This is a genomic window from Clostridium boliviensis, from assembly GCF_033342255.1.
Taxonomy (GTDB): Bacteria; Bacillota; Clostridia; order Lachnospirales; family Lachnospiraceae; genus Lacrimispora; species Lacrimispora boliviensis.
This window is the reverse complement of sequence record NZ_JAWONS010000179.1, coordinates 108,599-126,361: the sequence shown is the minus strand read 5'-3', so window position 1 is coordinate 126,361 and position 17,763 is coordinate 108,599. Positions and strand designations below refer to the sequence as shown.

The window sequence follows — 17,763 nt, the reverse complement described above, 5'->3', positions numbered from 1 at the left end:
GGTACAATGTAGCTTACCAGCAGATGTGCCGGAGAGGGCTCTTTTCTGCATATGGTAACGATATGAGAGGAGAGGAAAGCAATGGAGAAACGACCATTTGTAACCAGAGAACAATTAGAAGAAATTGTGAAAGATTATCCAACTCCCTTCCATTTATACGATGAAAAGGGCATCAGGGAGAATGCACAGAAATTAAAAGAAGCATTTGCCTGGAATCAGGGATTTCGGGAATATTTTGCGGTAAAGGCAACCCCCAACCCCTTTATTTTAAATATATTAAAAGAGTATGGATGCGGAGCAGACTGTTCTTCTATGACGGAGCTTATGATGTCTGATGCCATTGGATTTTCCGGTTCTGATATTATGTTTTCCTCCAATGATACGCCTGCTGAGGAATTCCAGTTTGCAGACCGTATCGGAGGCATCATTAATCTGGATGACATCACGCATATTGATTTTCTGGAAAAAGCGATCGGACATATTCCGGAAACCATCAGCTGCCGTTATAATCCTGGTGGAATTTTTAAGATCAGCAATGATATTATGGATAATCCGGGAGATTCCAAGTATGGTATGACGACAGAACAGATCTTCGAGGCATTTCGTATTTTAAAGAGCAAGGGAGCAAAGAAATTTGGCATTCATGCATTCCTTGCAAGCAATACGGTGACTACAGAGTACTATCCCCTTCTTGCAAAAGTTCTTTTTGAACTTGCAGTTAAGTTAAAAAAGGAGACAGGAGCAGAGATAACCTTTATTAATCTTTCCGGTGGAATCGGAATTCCCTATCACCCTGGTCAGGAACCCAATGATATCATGGCCATCGGCGAAGGGGTAAGAAAGGTATATGAGGAAGTGCTGGTTCCCGAAGGAATGGGAGATGTGGCGATCTGTACGGAGCTTGGCCGCTTTATGTTAGGACCTTATGGCGCACTGGTTACCAGAGCAATTCATGAAAAACATACCCATAAGGAGTATGTAGGAGTAGATGCCTGTGCCGTGAATCTTATGAGACCAGCCATGTACGGCGCTTACCATCACATAACGGTTATGGGAAAAGAAGAGGCTCCCTGCAGCCATAAGTACGATGTTGTAGGATCACTTTGTGAGAATAACGATAAATTTGCCATTGACCGCATGCTGCCTGAGATATCTGCAGGAGATCTGCTTTTCATTCACGACACCGGCGCTCACGGCTATGCTATGGGTTATAATTATAATGGAAAATTAAAATCTGCAGAGCTGCTGCTTAAAGAGGATGGTTCTGTGCAGCTGATCCGCAGGGCAGAGACGGCAAAGGATTATTTTGCAACGTTTGACTGTTTTGATGTGCTTAAAAATGTAAAATACGAATAGAATTAAAATAAATGAACAAAATCCCGTTTTCAGTCATCTGAGAGCGGGATTTTTTCCATAACACAGAAAAATCCCTGTGTCATAGACACAGGGGGATTTTTCTTAGGATTTTCGGATTTTCAAAAAGGGTGAAAGGATAATTGTTACGTTGTGCATTTCTTATGTATTTAGTATAACACACCACATCTGGAAAAGTTTGTATATTGTTTGAATAGATTATGAAGATTTTCTTAATATATTTGAAGCGGATTTGAGAATCAAAGATGTATACGGCAAATTCCATCCAGCATTTTAGCCTGGAAATGAAACCATGGGGAACGTACCGGAATATCCTAATAAAAAAAGGAATCAGGTAGCGGACTGTGAATCAGGTGAGAGAAGTGATACACTGCGACAGTGCCATACGCATGGGTTTAACCGGGCGCGGCATCGGTGTTGCAGTTCTTGATACGGGAATTTACCTTCATGAGGATCTTGAACATAGATTGGCAGCTTTTGTAGATATAGTTCACCGCAGGCGGGAGCCCTACGATGACAACGGTCATGGTACCCATATATCCGGGATTATAGCGGGAAGCGGCAAAGCATCCGACGGCCTTTATATGGGTATCGCCCCGGAGTGTCATATTATTATGCTGAAAGTATTGGATAAAAAAGGAAATGGATATGCTTCGGATGTGCTTTCCGGACTGAAATGGATCCGTGACAACAGGGAGCGGTACGGAATCCGGATTGTAAATATTTCCGTTGGTTCCTTTTCGAGAAAAGGGATGACAGAAAATTCAGTTCTGGTAAGAGGGGTGAATGCGGCCTGGGATGATGGGCTGGTGGTGTGTGTGGCAGCAGGAAATATGGGACCGGGAACTAATACCATTACAACCCCGGGAATCAGCCGGAAGGTGATCACTGTAGGGTGCTCTGATGATTACAAAGAAGTAAATGTTATGGGAAACCGGATGATTGACTACTCTGGCAGGGGGCCTACCGGAGCCTGCATCTGTAAGCCGGAAATTATCGCGCCCGGAGCTGGGATTATAAGCTGTTCCAACGAACCGGGACAGTATCAGACAAAAAGTGGAACCTCCATGTCCACGCCTCTGATTTCAGGGGCCATTGCGCTTTTACTGCAGAAATATCCGTATATGAGTAACCGGGATGTAAAATTGATGCTGAGAGAACGGGCTGTGGATACCGGGCTTCCCATGAACCAGCAGGGCTGGGGAATGCTTGATGTGGAACAGCTTTTACTCTAGAACCGGAACATGGACCGCCTTTTACTTAGGGCGGTCCGTTCCCTGTTTCAGGCAGAAAAAACTTGCAGAGCCTGATTCTGTGTGCTATAGTTAAACGGAAGTCTAAGGCAGTCTGCCTTTTAGTTTCCTATTCAGGCGTTTCGCCCTAATTTCCAAAGTAACCGTGCATTTTGAACAGACAGAAGCAGGAGTGTGATGCATATGATTGAAGAAGCATAAAATACAGGTTGACATTTGTAACGAAGTATACTATTATTATATATAGAAAAAGAACGTTTGTTCGTGTTGGAGGATAAGATGAATAAAGATGATAAGCTGAAAGCACTGGATGCCGCACTTACCCAGATAGAGAAAGCATATGGAAAAGGATCTGTCATGAAATTGGGAGATTCAGGAACCAATATGAATGTAGAGACCATACCGACCGGAGCATTAAGTCTGGATATTGCACTAGGTCTTGGAGGCATTCCCAAGGGAAGAGTTGTGGAGATCTATGGACCGGAATCCAGTGGTAAAACCACAGTTGCGCTTCATATGGTGGCAGAAGTTCAGAAGCGTGGCGGAATCGCAGGCTTTATTGATGCGGAGCATGCGCTTGATCCTGTATATGCTAAACATATAGGAGTCGATATAGACAATTTATATATATCCCAGCCGGATAACGGGGAACAGGCTCTTGAGATAACAGAGACCATGGTTCGGTCCGGTGCAGTTGATATCATCATTATAGACTCTGTAGCGGCCCTGGTGCCAAAAGCCGAGATCGAGGGAGATATGGGTGATTCTCATGTGGGTCTTCAGGCAAGGCTCATGTCTCAGGCTCTCCGGAAGCTGACTGCTGTGATCAGCAAGTCCAATTGTATTGTTTTATTCATTAACCAGCTTCGTGAAAAGGTAGGAGTCATGTTTGGCAGCCCGGAGACAACTACAGGCGGACGCGCACTGAAATTTTATGCCTCTGTCCGCATGGACATTCGTAAGATTGAGACCTTAAAGCAGAGCGGCGACGTGGTCGGCAACAGAGCCCGTATAAAGGTAGTGAAGAATAAAATTGCCCCTCCGTTTAAAGAGGCGGAATTTGATATCATGTTTGGTAAGGGGATTTCGAAAGAAGGCGATATTCTGGATCTGGCTGTAAAAGAGAACATCGTTGAGAAAAGCGGTGCATGGTTCGCTTACAATAATGTAAAGATTGGTCAGGGAAGAGAAAATTCCAAGATCTATCTTCAGGACAATCCCGCCGTTTGTCTGGAGATTGAAAACAAGGTTCGGGGAAAGTATAACCTAGCAGAGGAAAAAGCGGTTGCAGGGGCTCCGGAAAAGGAAAGTAAGCGCATAAAGCCGGAAGAGAGCAAGACCGGGCCGAAAGAATAGGACCACTGGATTCCCATCTGCCTGAAGCTGAAAAAGAAGGGGCCAGGCAGGGACAGAATGATTAATAGGAAAAGGGGCATATATGACAGTAACAGAGATTGTGCCCGTCGATAAACGCAGGAGTAAAGTCATTCTTGATGATGACTTTACTCTTGTTCTTTATAGAGGGGAATTAAGACGGTTTTCCATTGAGGAAGGCAGCGAGATCACCAGGGATGTTTATGAAGAGATAATCAGAGAGATTCTGTGTAAGAGAGCCAGGGAACGGGTTTTGTTTCTTCTCAAATCCTCCGATAAGACGGAGCAGGAGCTGCGAAGAAAGTTAAAAGAGGGATATTATCCACAGGAAGCCATTGATTATGCCATTGATTTTTTAAAAAATCATCGGTTTATTAACGATGAAGATTATGCCAGAAGGTATGTGGAATTTAATTCCAGAAGAAAGAGTGAAAGACAGATTCGGTTTGAGCTGCAGAGAAAAGGTCTGGATAAGGAAACAGTCGGAGATATTTTAAAGGAACAGCCGGTTGATGAGGCCGCCATAATACGGGATTATATCAGGAAAAAGCGCTTGTGTCCGAAACAAATGGACGCCAGAGAGAAGAGTAAAGTGATGGCATCCCTCGGAAGAAAAGGCTTCTCTTATGAAGCGGTAAGCCGTGTTTTAGGTGAAATTTTTGTCGATGACTGACAATAGTGAAAATGTGTATAAGTATACCGGAAACGGGAGTGAAATACTTGACATAATGTATAAAACAGTTTAAAATTGTAGTGTTGTATTGTTGTACAATGAAAATAAAATAAGGAGGTGCTCCTGTGTCAGTATCAGTATTCACGGCTGCATTGATTACGATCATTGCATCAGTAGTAGTTGCTTTTATTGCCTGGTCAGCTGCGACCGCATACCGTAAGAACACTTACGAAAGCAAGATTGGCTCTGCAGAAGAAAAATCCCGGGAAATAATAGATGAAGCATTAAAGACCGCTGAGACAAAGAAGCGTGAAGCTCTCCTTGAGGCGAAAGAAGAGTCTTTAAAGACTAAAAACGAACTGGAAAAGGAAACCAGGGAAAGAAGAGCTGAGCTTCAACGTTATGAAAGACGAGTACTAAACAAGGAAGAAAACTTGGACAAGAAGTCTGAGACGATGGAAAAACGAGAAGCAGGTCTTGCTGCTCGAGAGGAAGCCCTGAATAAAAGAAATTCAGAAGTAGAATCTCTCTATGAGAAAGGCATTCAGGAACTGGAAAAAATTTCCGGACTTACCTCCGAACAGGCAAAAGAATATCTTTTAAAATCTGTTGAAGATGATGTTAAACATGACACTGCGAAATTAATTAAGGAACTGGAAAACAGAGCAAAAGAAGAAGCTGATAAGAAAGCAAAAGAATACGTGGTTACTGCCATTCAACGATGTGCAGCAGATCATGTTGCAGAGACAACCGTCTCGGTTGTTCAGCTTCCTAATGACGAGATGAAGGGCCGTATAATTGGTAGAGAAGGCCGCAACATCCGTACATTAGAGACCTTGACGGGTGTGGAATTGATTATTGATGATACCCCGGAGGCAGTTGTTTTATCCGGATTTGATCCGGTTCGTAGAGAAGTAGCTAGAATCGCATTGGAACGCCTCATTGTGGATGGACGTATTCACCCAGCCAGAATTGAGGAGATGGTGGAGAAGGCGCAAAAAGAAGTTGAGACCAACATGCGTGAAGAGGGAGAAGCAGCCGCTCTTGAAGTAGGGATTCACGGACTGCATCCGGAACTCATCCGTTTGCTTGGCAAACTGAAATACAGAACAAGTTATGGACAGAATGCGTTAAAGCATTCTATCGAGGTCGCTCAGTTATCCGGGTTGTTAGCCGGGGAGATCGGTCTTGATATCCGTATGGCAAAACGTGCCGGTTTATTACATGATATTGGAAAAGCTGTGGATCATGAGATGGAAGGTTCTCATATTCAGCTGGGTCTGGAGTTGTGTAAGAAATACAAGGAATCCGCAATCGTATTGAACACCGTGGAATCACATCATGGTGATGTAGAACCACAGAGTCTGATTGCCTGCATCGTTCAGGCTGCAGATACCATATCTGCTGCAAGACCTGGTGCACGAAGAGAGACTCTGGAAACATATACAAACAGATTAAAACAGTTAGAAGATATCACCAACTCCTTTAAGGGAGTGGACAAGTCCTTTGCCATTCAGGCGGGACGCGAAGTTCGGATTATGGTAGTTCCCGATCAGATCAACGATGATGATATGGTGCTTCTGGCGCGTGATATCTCTAAGAAGATTGAAGATTCTTTAGAGTATCCGGGACAGATTAAGGTTAACGTGATCCGGGAGTCCAGAGTTACAGATTACGCGAAGTAAAATAATGCCCTAAAACCGTATACTTAATCTTGTGCGGCTTTAGGGCATATTTCATGTCAGGAGGATGATACGTGAAACGTCGGATAAAAGTACTGTTAAGCTGCATACTGATTTGCCAGCTGTTTCTTATGACCGTTTATGCAAAACCGGACTGGCCGTCTGACACAGGGATACAGGCAGAGGCGGGAATTGTGATTGATGCAGATTCAGGAACCGTTATCTTTGGACAGAATATACACGCCGCTTATCCGCCGGCAAGTATTACGAAGATACTGACTGCTTTAATTGTCCTCGAGAACAGTAACCTGAGCGACATGGTGACATTTTCAAAGGACTCTGTTTACAATGTGGAAGAAGGAAGCGGTAATAAACTGAATGTTACCAATGGGGATACATTGTCTGTGGAGGATTGTCTGTATTCTCTCATTCTGCATTCCTGCAATCAGGCTGCCAATGCTTTAGCAGAACATGTAGCAGGAAGCAGAGAAGAGTTTGTCCGTATGATGAATGACAAATTAGCAGAACTTGGCTGCACAGAAAGTCATTTTGACAATCCTTCCGGTTTAAATGGTGATACCCAGTATGTAACGGCATATGATATGGCACTCATTGCCCGCGCTGCTTATAATAATAAAAAACTGGTGGAGATCAGTTCTGCTATCAGCCATAAGATTCCCCCCACTGCCAACAATCCTGAGGGTCTGACCATTTATAATGAGCACAGACTGGTAAAGACGACTGATGAATCCAGTCAGTATTATTATCCGGCGGCTGTTGCAGGAAAAACCGGGTATCTGATTAAGGCAGGCAATACCCTTGTGACTTATGCCAAAAAAGATGGAAGAAGAATGATTTCCGTTATCTTAAAGGGAAGTCCAAGGCAGTATTTTGTTGATGGAAAGGATCTTCTTGAATTTGGATTCAGCCAGTTTGAAAATCTGCCGGTGTCAGGTAATGATACAGAGTATACCACAGGAGAGACGCCTGTTTCCATAGGAACGAAAAGCTATCAGCCCTCAGATCTTGAACTGGAGCCGGATACGGTAATTACTGTTCCAAAGGGTGCACTATTCTCCCAGGTTGACAAGGAACTGGTAACGGATCTGCCGGCGGACAGCCCAAGAGGTGCGGTGGCACTGATCCGATATTCTTATAATGACAGGAGAGTGGGACAGACATATCTGCTTGCAAAAGCCCAGGAGGAATCTCAGAGTGAAACGTCTGTTTCTGAAACTTCAAAAGAACATGAGGAAGAGACAAAAGCGGAGGCAGATGCCAGTTCACAAAAGGGAATTGGAGTAATTGTCACCGTTGGGATCACTGCAGGAGTGTTGCTTTTGGCAGCAGGGACCGCATTGCTTGCCATGAAAAAAAGAAAAGAGAACAGGGAAATTGCGGCTCGCAGAGAAGAACGAAGACGCCGTTTGAAGGAAGAGGGCGATACAGCCGACTTTGATCGCATTTTAAATGAACGAAGAAACAAAAAGAAAAAGAATAAATAGAAAATGAAAAAGACCAGCTGGGGAAGCTGGTCTTTTTTCGGAGAAGGTATTTCGTTTCTTATGGGGTGTAGCAAAAACTATATAATGTATTGGGGGGGGTTACATGTAATAATATACCCCATTTTTCTTTGAAAGTGTTAACAAACATTAACAAAATTAAAAAACAAAATTGTGCATTTTATCTTGATTTATTGATGCAATTGTGGAAAAAACATAGATTTATATATTAATACCCGGATCTCTTGTGCTATATAACATTCTATAAAAGTATGAATTATTTGGAAGTTGCAGGACAGATATGGTAAAATATATAAAAACAACTTGTGCAATGGTGCGTACAAGTTATAAATTGTAAGTAAGAGGATGACTGGTTCACTCTCATGGAAAAATCAGGAGGTAGAAATCAATGAGGTTTTTTGTAGACACAGCTAATATTGAAGAAATCAGAAAAGCCAATGAGATGGGAATTATCTGCGGTGTGACCACCAATCCGTCTTTGATTGCCAAAGAAGGAAGGGATTTTAATCAGGTAATAGAAGAGATTGCGTCAATCGTTAATGGTCCCATCAGCGGTGAAGTAAAAGCGACAACAGCCGATGCAGCCGGGATGATAGAAGAAGGGCGGCAGATTGCAGCCATTCACCCCAATATGGTGGTTAAGATTCCCATGACTTCAGAAGGTTTAAAGGCGGTGAAAGTCCTGACAGGGGAAGGAATTAAGACCAATGTGACTCTGGTATTTTCTGCAGCTCAGGCACTTTTGGCTGCCAGGGCTGGTGCCACCTATGTATCACCATTCCTGGGAAGACTTGATGACATCTCCATGCCTGGAATTGATCTCATAGGTGAGATTACCGAAATATTTTCAATTCATGAGATTGAGACTGAAATCATAGCCGCAAGCATACGAAATCCGATTCATGTGATTGACTGTGCAAGAGCTGGTGCAGATATTGCCACAGTACCTTATCCGGTGCTGGAACAGATGACAAGACATCCCTTAACGGATCAGGGTATTAAAAAATTTCAGGATGACTACCGAAACGTATTCGGAGAATAAAACTAATTATCGTTTAGAAAGGTTGGGAACGACAAATGGCATGTAACAAAGTAAAAATGGTGATTGACAAAGAGTTTCGTATTGCGGAGATTGATGAAAGGATCTACGGCTCATTTATTGAACATCTGGGAAGAGCCGTGTACGACGGCATTTATAGTCCGGAGCATCCTACAGCAGATGAGCATGGCTTTCGCAATGACGTAAAGGAAATGATTAAAGAACTGAATGTTCCTATTATCCGTTATCCAGGCGGGAACTTTGTTTCAAGCTTTAACTGGGAAGACAGTGTTGGCCCTGTCAGTGAGCGTCCAAGAAGGCTGGAGCTTGCATGGAAGAGCATAGAAGAGAATAAGGTTGGATTAAACGAGTTTACAAAATGGGCCAGAAGTGCAGGATCTGATGTGATGATGGCGGTAAACTTAGGGACAAGAGGGATTGCCGATGCCTGCAACATACTGGAATACTGCAATCATCCGGGCAATACCAAATACAGTGATTTAAGAATCAGCCATGGATACAAAGAACCTCATAATATCAAGACCTGGTGCCTGGGCAATGAGATGGATGGACCCTGGCAGCTGGGACATAAGACTATGGAGGAATATGGCCGGCTGGCGGAAGAGACAGCTAGAGCCATGAAGATTATTGATCCTTCCATTGAACTGGTTTCCTGCGGAAGCTCTTCTCTGACTATGCCAACATTCCCTGACTGGGAAGCGGTTACGCTCCAGCACACCTATGATTATGTGGATTATGTTTCCATGCATCAGTATTATGGCAATGGAAAAGGAGACAGTGAGGATTTCCTGGCCTGTTCCGATGACATGGATCAGTTTATCCGCACAGTAATTGCCACCTGTGATTATGTAAAGGCAAAAAAGAGAGGCAAAAAGGACATTAAGATCAGCTTCGATGAGTGGAATGTATGGTATCACTCCAATGCCGCTGATAACGATATTACAGAAAATCATCCATGGCAGGTAGCACCGCCCATGTTAGAGGATATTTATAATTTTGAGGATGCGCTTTTGGTGGGATTGATGCTGATTACCTTATTAAAGCATGCAGACCGGGTAAAGATGGCATGTCTTGCACAGCTTGTTAATGTAATTGCGCCAATTATGACGGAAGCAGGCGGCGGAGCAGTCTGGAAGCAGACCATTTTCTATCCATTTATGCATGCTTCTGCATTCGGCAGAGGAACTGCACTTCTTCCTGTCATCAGCTCACCCAAATTTGACACTGCCACTCATGCAGACGTGACAGCAGTGGAGGCAGTTTCTGTTTATAACGAGGAGAAGGATGAAGTTACGATCTTCGCTGTCAACCGTTCCATTAAAGATGATGCAGAAATGACCATTGATGTCAGAAGCTTTGAAGGATACCGCATTCTGGAGCACATTGTATTAGAAAGTGATGATCTGCTGGCAGAAAACGGACCTTTCAATGAAAAGGTGGCACCAAAACAGACCAGCCAGTCTTCTCTTGACGGAGGAATGGTGACCAGCTTGCTGCATAAAGCATCCTGGAACGTAATCCGTCTCGGTAAATAAATCAAACAGGAGGGGGTTATACATATGAAACAAAAAGCGTATCAATTCTGGTTTGCAACAGGCTCTCAGGATCTTTACGGAGAAGCCTGCTTAAGGGATGTAGCAGAACATGCAGGAATTATAACCGAGAGGCTTAACGCTTCCGGTATCCTGCCCTATGAAGTGGTTTTAAAGCCTGTGCTCATTGACAATGCCTCTATACGGTCTCTGTTCCGTCAGGCAAATGACGATGAGAACTGCGCAGGTGTCATCACCTGGATGCACACCTTTTCTCCAGCAAAGTCATGGATCTTAGGTCTGCAGGAATACAGAAAACCCCTGCTTCATTTACATACCCAGTTTAACCAGGAAATTCCGTATGATTCCATTGATATGGATTTTATGAACGAGAACCAGTCCGCCCATGGAGACCGGGAATTCGGACATATGGTGACCAGGATGGGGCTGGTAAGAAAGGTGATTGCCGGTTTCTGGGATGATGATTCGGTAAAAAGAAGAATTGCGTCCTGGATGAGGACTGCAGTGGGAATTGTGGAAAGCAGCCATATCCGTGTGGTGCGTTTTGCAGACAATATGAGAAACGTAGCAGTAACGGAAGGAGATAAGGTAGAGGCTCAGGTTAAATTCGGCTGGGAGATCGATGCTTATCCGGTGAATGAAGCTGCTGAGTATGTTCAGGATGTAAAAGCGGGAGATGTGTCTGCACTTGTGGAAGAGTATTATGACCGCTATGACATATTGCTGGATGGAAGAGATCCTGAGGAGTTTAAAAAACATGTGGCAGTTCAGGCGCAGATTGAGCTTGGATTTGAGGCATTCTTAAGAGAAAAGGATTATCAGGCGATTGTTACCCATTTCGGCGATTTAGGGTCCTTAAAACAGCTTCCTGGTCTTGCAATCCAGCGCCTGATGGAAAAGGGGTATGGCTTCGGCGGAGAAGGCGACTGGAAGACCGCAGCTATGGTGCGTTTAATGAAGCTGATGACGGAGAGCAAAAAGGATGCAAAAGGAACCTCTTTCATGGAGGATTATACATATAATCTTGTTCCTGGAAAGGAAGGGATTCTTCAGGCTCATATGCTGGAGGTCTGCCCATCCATCGCAGAGGGAAGATCAGCCATCAAAGTGAATCCATTGTCCATGGGTGACAGAGAAGATCCTGCAAGACTTGTATTCACTGCAAAAGAGGGCAGAGGAGTTGCTGCTTCCCTGATCGATTTAGGAACACGGTTCCGCCTCATTATCAATACCGTTCATTGCAAAAAGATAGACAGACCGATGCCAAAGCTTCCGGTTGCAACCGCATTCTGGACACCGGAGCCTAACCTGGTTACTGGCGCAGAGTGCTGGATCTTAGCCGGAGGAGCCCATCATACGGCATTTTCCTATGATCTGACTGCAGAACAGCTGGGTGACTGGGCGGAAGCCATGGGAATCGAAGCAGTTTATATTGATGAGAATACAAATATCCGGGATTTTAAGAATGAACTGAGATGGAATTCGGCGGTATATCGCTGATACTGATAGAAAGTTTGAGGGGGTTTCTATGGATAACGAAAAAATTATAGCAGCAATCCGGGAAGGAAATACAGCACTGGGAATCGAGCTTGGATCCACAAGAATCAAAGCAGTTCTGGTGGATGAAAATCATAATCCCATTGCTTTAGGCGGTCATGACTGGGAAAACCGCTATGAAAACGGAATCTGGACTTATGGTATAACTGATATATGGGAAGGTGTTCAGGACAGCTATCAAAAGATGGCTGAAGAGGTGAAGGAAAAATATGGGGTGACTCTTACTTCCATCGGTGCCATTGGTTTTTCTGCCATGATGCATGGATATATGGCATTTGACAAGAACGGGGATTTACTGGTGCCTTTCAGGACATGGAGGAATACCATGACGGAAGAGGCTGCCAGCCGCCTGACAGAGCTGTTTTCGTTCCATATTCCTCAAAGATGGAGTATCGCACATTTATACCAGGCAATTTTAAATGGAGAAAGTCACGTTTCTAAAATTGACTATCTGATTACCCTGGAAGGGTATGTTCACTGGAAACTTACCGGTAAGAGGGTTTTAGGTATCGGAGACTGCGCCGGAATGTTTCCCGTGGACAGTGATACAAAGGATTTTAATGAGCGTATGATTCATCAATTTGATAAACTGGTTTCTGACAGGAAACTGCCGTGGAGGCTGAGGGATATTATGCCTGGGGTGCTGACTGCTGGAGAGGAGGCAGGCACGCTTACAAAAGAGGGTGCCGCTCTTTTAGATGTAAGCGGGAATCTAAAGCCCGGTATCCCTCTGTGTCCACCGGAAGGGGATGCTGGAACTGGTATGACAGCAACCAATTCTGTGGCGAAAAGAACCGGTAATGTATCTGCAGGGACCAGTGTGTTCGCTATGGTGGTACTGGAGAAGGAGCTTTCCAGGGTTTATGAAGAGCTTGATCTTGTCACTACTCCGGCAGGAGATCCGGTTGCCATGGTACACTGCAATAACTGTACCTCTGATTTAAATTCCTGGGTTTCCCTGTTTGAGGAGTTTGCTGAGACAATGGGTATGAAGCCGGATAAGAATGAGCTTTTCACCGCACTTTATAGAAAGGCTTTAGAGGGCGATAAGGATGGAGGCGGTCTTTTGTCCTTTGGGTATTTGTCAGGAGAACACATTACTCATTTTGAAGAGGGAAGGCCATTGTTCGTCCGAACTCCAAACAGCAGGTTTAACCTGGCGAATTTCATGAGAGTTCATCTTTACACTGCATTGGGAGCTTTACATATAGGAATGGATATACTGTTTAAAGAGGGCGTGAAGCTTGATGTGCTTCTGGGGCACGGCGGTCTGTTTAAGACCAGAGAAACGGGTCAGAGGATTATGGCTGCGGCTGTGGGAGTTCCTGTCTCTGTAATGGAGACGGCTGGAGAAGGCGGAGCCTGGGGAGCAGCACTGCTTGCATCTTATCTTATCCGCAAGAAGGAAGGGGAGTCCCTGGACCAGTACCTTTCTGACCATGTATTTCAGGATATGGCGGGAGAAACCATGGAGCCGGACCCGGAAGATATAACCGGATTTGATGCATTTATGGAACGTTATAAAGACGGGCTGGCAATTGAACGCGCAGCTGTGGATTGTTTACACGCATAGAGAAAGGATTTGGTCGATAACATGCTGGAAGAACTGAAATTAAGTGTATATGAAGCAAATATGGAACTGCCGCGGAGAGGGTTGATAACCTACACCTGGGGAAATGTCAGCGGCATTGACAGGGAAAAGGGGTTGTTTGTCATTAAACCAAGCGGGGTGGATTACGATAAGCTGAAACCAGAGGATATGGTAGTCATGGATTTAGATGGCAACCAGGTGGAGGGGGAGTTAAATCCCTCCTCTGATACCGCCACTCATCTGGAATTATACCGGGCATTTGATGAAATTGGGGGGATTGTACATACCCATTCTCCAATGGCAACTTCCTGGGCCCAGGCAGGCAGAGCTCTGCCCTGCTATGGTACCACCCATGCGGATTATTTTTATGGAGAGATTCCGTGCGCAAGAAATTTAACGCAGGAAGAGATTGACGAAGGCTATGAAAAAAATACGGGAACTGTGATTATAGAGACCTTTAAAGGTCTTGATCCCATGCATGTTCCAGCGGTATTGTGCAAAAACCATGGTCCGTTCACATGGGGAACGGATGCAGCCAATGCAGTTCACAATGCAGTAGTGTTAGAAGAGATTGCCAAAATGAATTTAATGACAGAGTTGTTAAATCCGGCAGTGAAGCCGGCACCCCAGTCCATGCAGGATAAACATTTTATGAGGAAACACGGACCAGATGCCTATTATGGGCAAAAAAAATAGCAAGGAGTTTTTACAGTGTCGGACAGCGGAAAAACAAAGTATTTCGTATTAATGGAGGAACTGAAAAAAGAGATAATTTCCGGAGAGAAGAAGCCGGGTGACCGGCTTCCTTCGGAGAATCAGCTTTCGCAGGCCTTTCATATCAGCCGTCATACGGTGAGAAAAGCCCTGTCCATACTGGAACAGGAAGGCTACATTGAAGCGGAACATGGCAGAGGTACTTTTGTGTCAAGAAAAGCGGGAAGAAAAAAAGGGTCGGGCAATATAGCGGTGATTACTACCTATTTGTCCGACTATATTTTCCCGCGGCTGATACAGGGAATCGACCGTGTGCTGACAGAAAACGGTTACAGCATTATACTGAAAAACACGGGGAACAGCAGGTTAAAAGAGAGCCGGTGCCTGGAAGAGATACTGGAAAAAGATGTAGACGGGCTTATTATTGAACCGAGCAAGAGTGAGATTCTCTGCGGTCACAGGGGACTTTATGACAAGCTGGACTTTTATAAAATACCTTATGTTTTCATACAGGGGTATTATACCCAGATGAAGAGCAAGCCTCATATCAGGCTTGATGACTGCATGGGCGGATATTTGGTAACGAAGTACCTGATTGATCTGGGACATAAGCATATTCTGGGGATTTTTAAAGCAGATGACAGTCAGGGGAGAGACAGGCACAAGGGCTTTGTAAAAGCGCTTCAGGAAGGTGGGTTTTCTTATGATCCGGATCTGGTGATCTGGTATCACACAGAGGACCGGTCTGCCAAGCCGTCTGAAGTGCTGAGAATCATGCTGGAGGAAGGGATATTAGTGGATGGGATTGTCTGCTATAATGACCAGATCGCTTTTGAGGTTATTAAGACCATAGAAAAAGAAGGGCTGTCTGTGCCGGAAGAAATTTCGGTTACCGGTTATGACAATTCCTTTATAGCAGAGAATGGTAAGGTGAAGCTGACCACCATTGCCCACCCGCAGGAACGGCTGGGGGCAATGGCGGCAGAACTGCTTCTGGAAAAAATGAATGGAGTTCCCGACGAGGAAAGCAGGGTGGAACGGGTATTGAAACCGAAGCTGGTGATTCGGGAATCCTGCAAAGACCGGAGGAGGTAACCGGTCAATACTTTTTCAGTTTTCCCATGTAAAGCACACACCCTAAGATCAGGGATCCGGAAAGCAAAAAGAGAATCTGCATTCCGGTGATAGGAAGATTCCCCAGTTGGAAGGAAGGGAGTATGGTCAGCAGACTGGCACCTAAGAGAGTGGAGAAAAAGCCGCAAAGTCCTGCATAGGATGAATTGGCACTGACATATAAAACCCGTTTTTCTTCAGGCGCATAATGATACTGCAGGTTGAAAACGGATATTGCAATTCCGCCCCATGCTGCTCCTGATAAGGCCTGCAAAACCGGCTGAAGGGCGTAACAGGTATCAGGAGTCATAAAAAGCCAGCTGATATGGATGAATCCCAAAAGTCCCATGGAGAGCCTGCCTGCAAGAAGCCAGGAGGTGGCATCTGCCAGCTTTCCCCAAAGCCAGGCTGCAAGAATCCGTACGGTGGATGAAATCAGTCCCAGGAACGTGATATAGGTGTAATCCAGTTTCAGTCCTGTGACCATATATACACTGAAGAACGGGCCGGCAATCTGCAGCGCCAGATTCCAGAATATGTAGGTGATCATGACTTTCCTGTATTTCCGGTCAGCCATAGGGGCCAGGAGAGCATCTGTTAATTTCTGTCTGCGGGGAGTGCTTTCCGGTTCCCGTATGGACGACAGGCACCAGAAGTCCGTACATGCAATAAGAAGAACTGTAGCTCCCACTACGTAAAATCCGGTTTGTTCCATACTGCAGTTTCGAAACCAGTCCATGATTCTGCCCATAATAAGGCTTATAACAGTAGAGGCTGCAAAGGCAAAGGAATCCTTTTTCCCCAGATAATCTCCTCTGATATGCTGGGGTACCAGCTGGAGAATCCAGTTGCCGGTTCCGGTACCAATGGATGCTCCGAAAAAGTGGGCGATTCCATAAAGAACGACCACTGCTGTCAGGCGGATTAACGGCTGTACAATAAACAACGGCAGAAAGAACATCAAAGAGAGCAGCAGTCTGTGAATAAAGGAAAAACTGACAATCAGCCCTTTCTTTCTCCTTAAGTTTTCTAAAAGAATGGAAGAGAACATCTGCAGGCTGCAAAGAAGGATCGGAATGGATCCAATAATGCCATTTAAAGAGTCTTCAGCTCCCAGTGAACTGGCGTAACCGGAGAGAAAGGCACCTGTGGTGAGTGTAACGATTCCATTGGCGCAGCAACCTTCTGCAATAAAGAGATTTCTTCCTCTTGAAAAGTCAGCAGCTGTCATAGGTGCAGCTTCGTGGCTTGATAGTGCGTGTTTTTTTGTTATCAATTCTATAACCATATTTTCTAAACGGCAAATCTGCCGTATTCCCCTTTTCATTTACTCATAGATCTGCTATGCTTTTAACAGTAATAAAAATACTTTCTCTATATTGCCAGTATCATTGAAAGGTTACAAGAGGAAAAAGACGAGAAAAACTGGATGATTCCGACTTGAATACGACAAGGGGGCGGCACATGGAACATTACTTACATCTAAAGGCAGTTCTTCCAGTGAGGGCATTGAATGCAGGGTATCTGGTTACGGAGGGAAAGGGACGGCATGCAGACCGTGTCATGGATTCTTTTGAAATCATTTATGTGAATTCCGGTGTACTTGGAATTGCAGAAGAGGATGTGGAATATGAAGTGGAAGAGGGGGAAGCCCTGATTCTGTTTCCAGGCAGACATCACTGGGGGACCAGGGAGTTTTCTAAAGACTTGAATTTTTACTGGCTTCACTTTCATCTGGAGGAGAAGGCGGAAGAAACGGGAACAGACATCATGTCTCTTCCCCAGCTGATACGGATCGGAAAACCCCAGCAGTTTGAAGAATTGTTCCGCCGGTTTATTAAGAGACAGAATGTGTGCAGGGAAGACCGGACCATATTAAATCTGGTTCTTTTGGAATTGCTTTGTGAATTGAGCGATTCATTATCTCCTATGGAGATAAACGGGCAGAAGGTACTTCTTGCCAATCAGGCGGCACAGTATATCAAATACCATTTAAAGCAGCCATTATCAGCCTCCATATTGGCTGAGCAGCTGGAATGCAGTCCCGATTATTTAGGGCGTACATACCATGCCGTTTATGGAAAGACGCTGACGGAAGGAATTCACGAAGCCAGACTGAATAAGGCGTGTGGAATGCTGATTGAAACCAATTTAACCGGAAGTGAAATCGCCTACCGGTGCGGTTATGAGGATGTGGATTATTTCAGAAGAATTTTTAAAAAGTATATGGGAATGACGGCTAAGGAATATAGGCAGACGTATAGTGTAATTGAACGGTAGCTAAAAGGCGGCAGGG

14 protein-coding genes are annotated in these 17,763 nt (G+C 44.7%); 13 read left to right on the top strand and 1 reads right to left on the bottom strand.

Annotation, left to right across the window (positions count from 1 at the left end; genetic code table 11):
- Positions 1 to 81: 81 nt before the first annotated feature.
- From RZO55_RS11625 to RZO55_RS11570, 12 genes are all read left to right on the top strand, one after another.
- Positions 82 to 1,356: a diaminopimelate decarboxylase gene (locus RZO55_RS11625; RefSeq protein WP_318064449.1), complete on the top strand. Its 1,275-nt coding sequence runs from the start codon at positions 82 to 84 to the stop codon at positions 1,354 to 1,356.
- Between the two features lie 362 nt (positions 1,357 to 1,718).
- Positions 1,719 to 2,609 carry a S8 family peptidase gene (locus RZO55_RS11620; RefSeq protein ID WP_318064447.1) on the top strand — a complete coding sequence of 297 codons (891 nt, stop codon included), beginning with the start codon at positions 1,719 to 1,721 and terminating at the stop codon, positions 2,607 to 2,609.
- Between the two features lie 297 nt (positions 2,610 to 2,906).
- Complete coding sequence (recA, locus tag RZO55_RS11615) at positions 2,907 to 3,983, top strand: recombinase RecA (protein ID WP_318064446.1); 1,077 nt, start codon at positions 2,907 to 2,909, stop codon at positions 3,981 to 3,983.
- Positions 3,984 to 4,065: 82 nt separating this feature from the next.
- Positions 4,066 to 4,674 carry a regulatory protein RecX gene (locus RZO55_RS11610; RefSeq protein ID WP_318064445.1) on the top strand — a complete coding sequence of 203 codons (609 nt, stop codon included), beginning with the start codon at positions 4,066 to 4,068 and terminating at the stop codon, positions 4,672 to 4,674.
- 125 nt (positions 4,675 to 4,799) lie between these two features.
- Complete coding sequence (gene rny, locus RZO55_RS11605; protein WP_318064443.1) at positions 4,800 to 6,359, top strand: ribonuclease Y; 1,560 nt, start codon at positions 4,800 to 4,802, stop codon at positions 6,357 to 6,359.
- A 71-nt stretch (positions 6,360 to 6,430) separates the two neighbouring features.
- Positions 6,431 to 7,861 carry a D-alanyl-D-alanine carboxypeptidase family protein gene (locus tag RZO55_RS11600; RefSeq protein ID WP_318064442.1) on the top strand — a complete coding sequence of 477 codons (1,431 nt, stop codon included), beginning with the start codon at positions 6,431 to 6,433 and terminating at the stop codon, positions 7,859 to 7,861.
- Positions 7,862 to 8,267: 406 nt separating this feature from the next.
- Positions 8,268 to 8,921: a fructose-6-phosphate aldolase gene (gene fsa, locus RZO55_RS11595; protein WP_318064441.1), complete on the top strand. Its 654-nt coding sequence runs from the start codon at positions 8,268 to 8,270 to the stop codon at positions 8,919 to 8,921.
- 35 nt (positions 8,922 to 8,956) lie between these two features.
- Positions 8,957 to 10,474: an arabinosylfuranosidase ArfA gene (arfA, locus tag RZO55_RS11590; protein ID WP_318064440.1), complete on the top strand. Its 1,518-nt coding sequence runs from the start codon at positions 8,957 to 8,959 to the stop codon at positions 10,472 to 10,474.
- A gap of 24 nt (positions 10,475 to 10,498) precedes the next feature.
- Entirely contained in the window at positions 10,499 to 11,992 is a 1,494-nt protein-coding gene (gene araA, locus RZO55_RS11585; protein ID WP_318064439.1) for an L-arabinose isomerase, read from the top strand.
- A 28-nt stretch (positions 11,993 to 12,020) separates the two neighbouring features.
- Positions 12,021 to 13,622: a xylulokinase gene (locus RZO55_RS11580; protein ID WP_318064438.1), complete on the top strand. Its 1,602-nt coding sequence runs from the start codon at positions 12,021 to 12,023 to the stop codon at positions 13,620 to 13,622.
- Positions 13,623 to 13,643: 21 nt separating this feature from the next.
- Complete coding sequence (locus RZO55_RS11575) at positions 13,644 to 14,336, top strand: L-ribulose-5-phosphate 4-epimerase (protein ID WP_318064496.1); 693 nt, start codon at positions 13,644 to 13,646, stop codon at positions 14,334 to 14,336.
- 15 nt (positions 14,337 to 14,351) lie between these two features.
- On the top strand, positions 14,352 to 15,449 hold the full coding sequence (locus RZO55_RS11570; RefSeq protein WP_336624287.1) for a GntR family transcriptional regulator: 1,098 nt from the start codon (positions 14,352 to 14,354) through the stop codon (positions 15,447 to 15,449).
- Between the two features lie 4 nt (positions 15,450 to 15,453).
- Here RZO55_RS11570 and RZO55_RS11565 read toward each other — a convergent pair whose 3' ends face one another.
- Positions 15,454 to 16,755 carry an MFS transporter gene (locus RZO55_RS11565; RefSeq protein ID WP_318064437.1) on the bottom strand — a complete coding sequence of 434 codons (1,302 nt, stop codon included), beginning with the start codon at positions 16,753 to 16,755 and terminating at the stop codon, positions 15,454 to 15,456.
- A 176-nt stretch (positions 16,756 to 16,931) separates the two neighbouring features.
- Between RZO55_RS11565 and RZO55_RS11560 the strand changes: the two genes are divergently transcribed.
- Complete coding sequence (locus RZO55_RS11560) at positions 16,932 to 17,747, top strand: helix-turn-helix transcriptional regulator (protein WP_318064436.1); 816 nt, start codon at positions 16,932 to 16,934, stop codon at positions 17,745 to 17,747.
- Positions 17,748 to 17,763 lie beyond the last annotated feature (16 nt).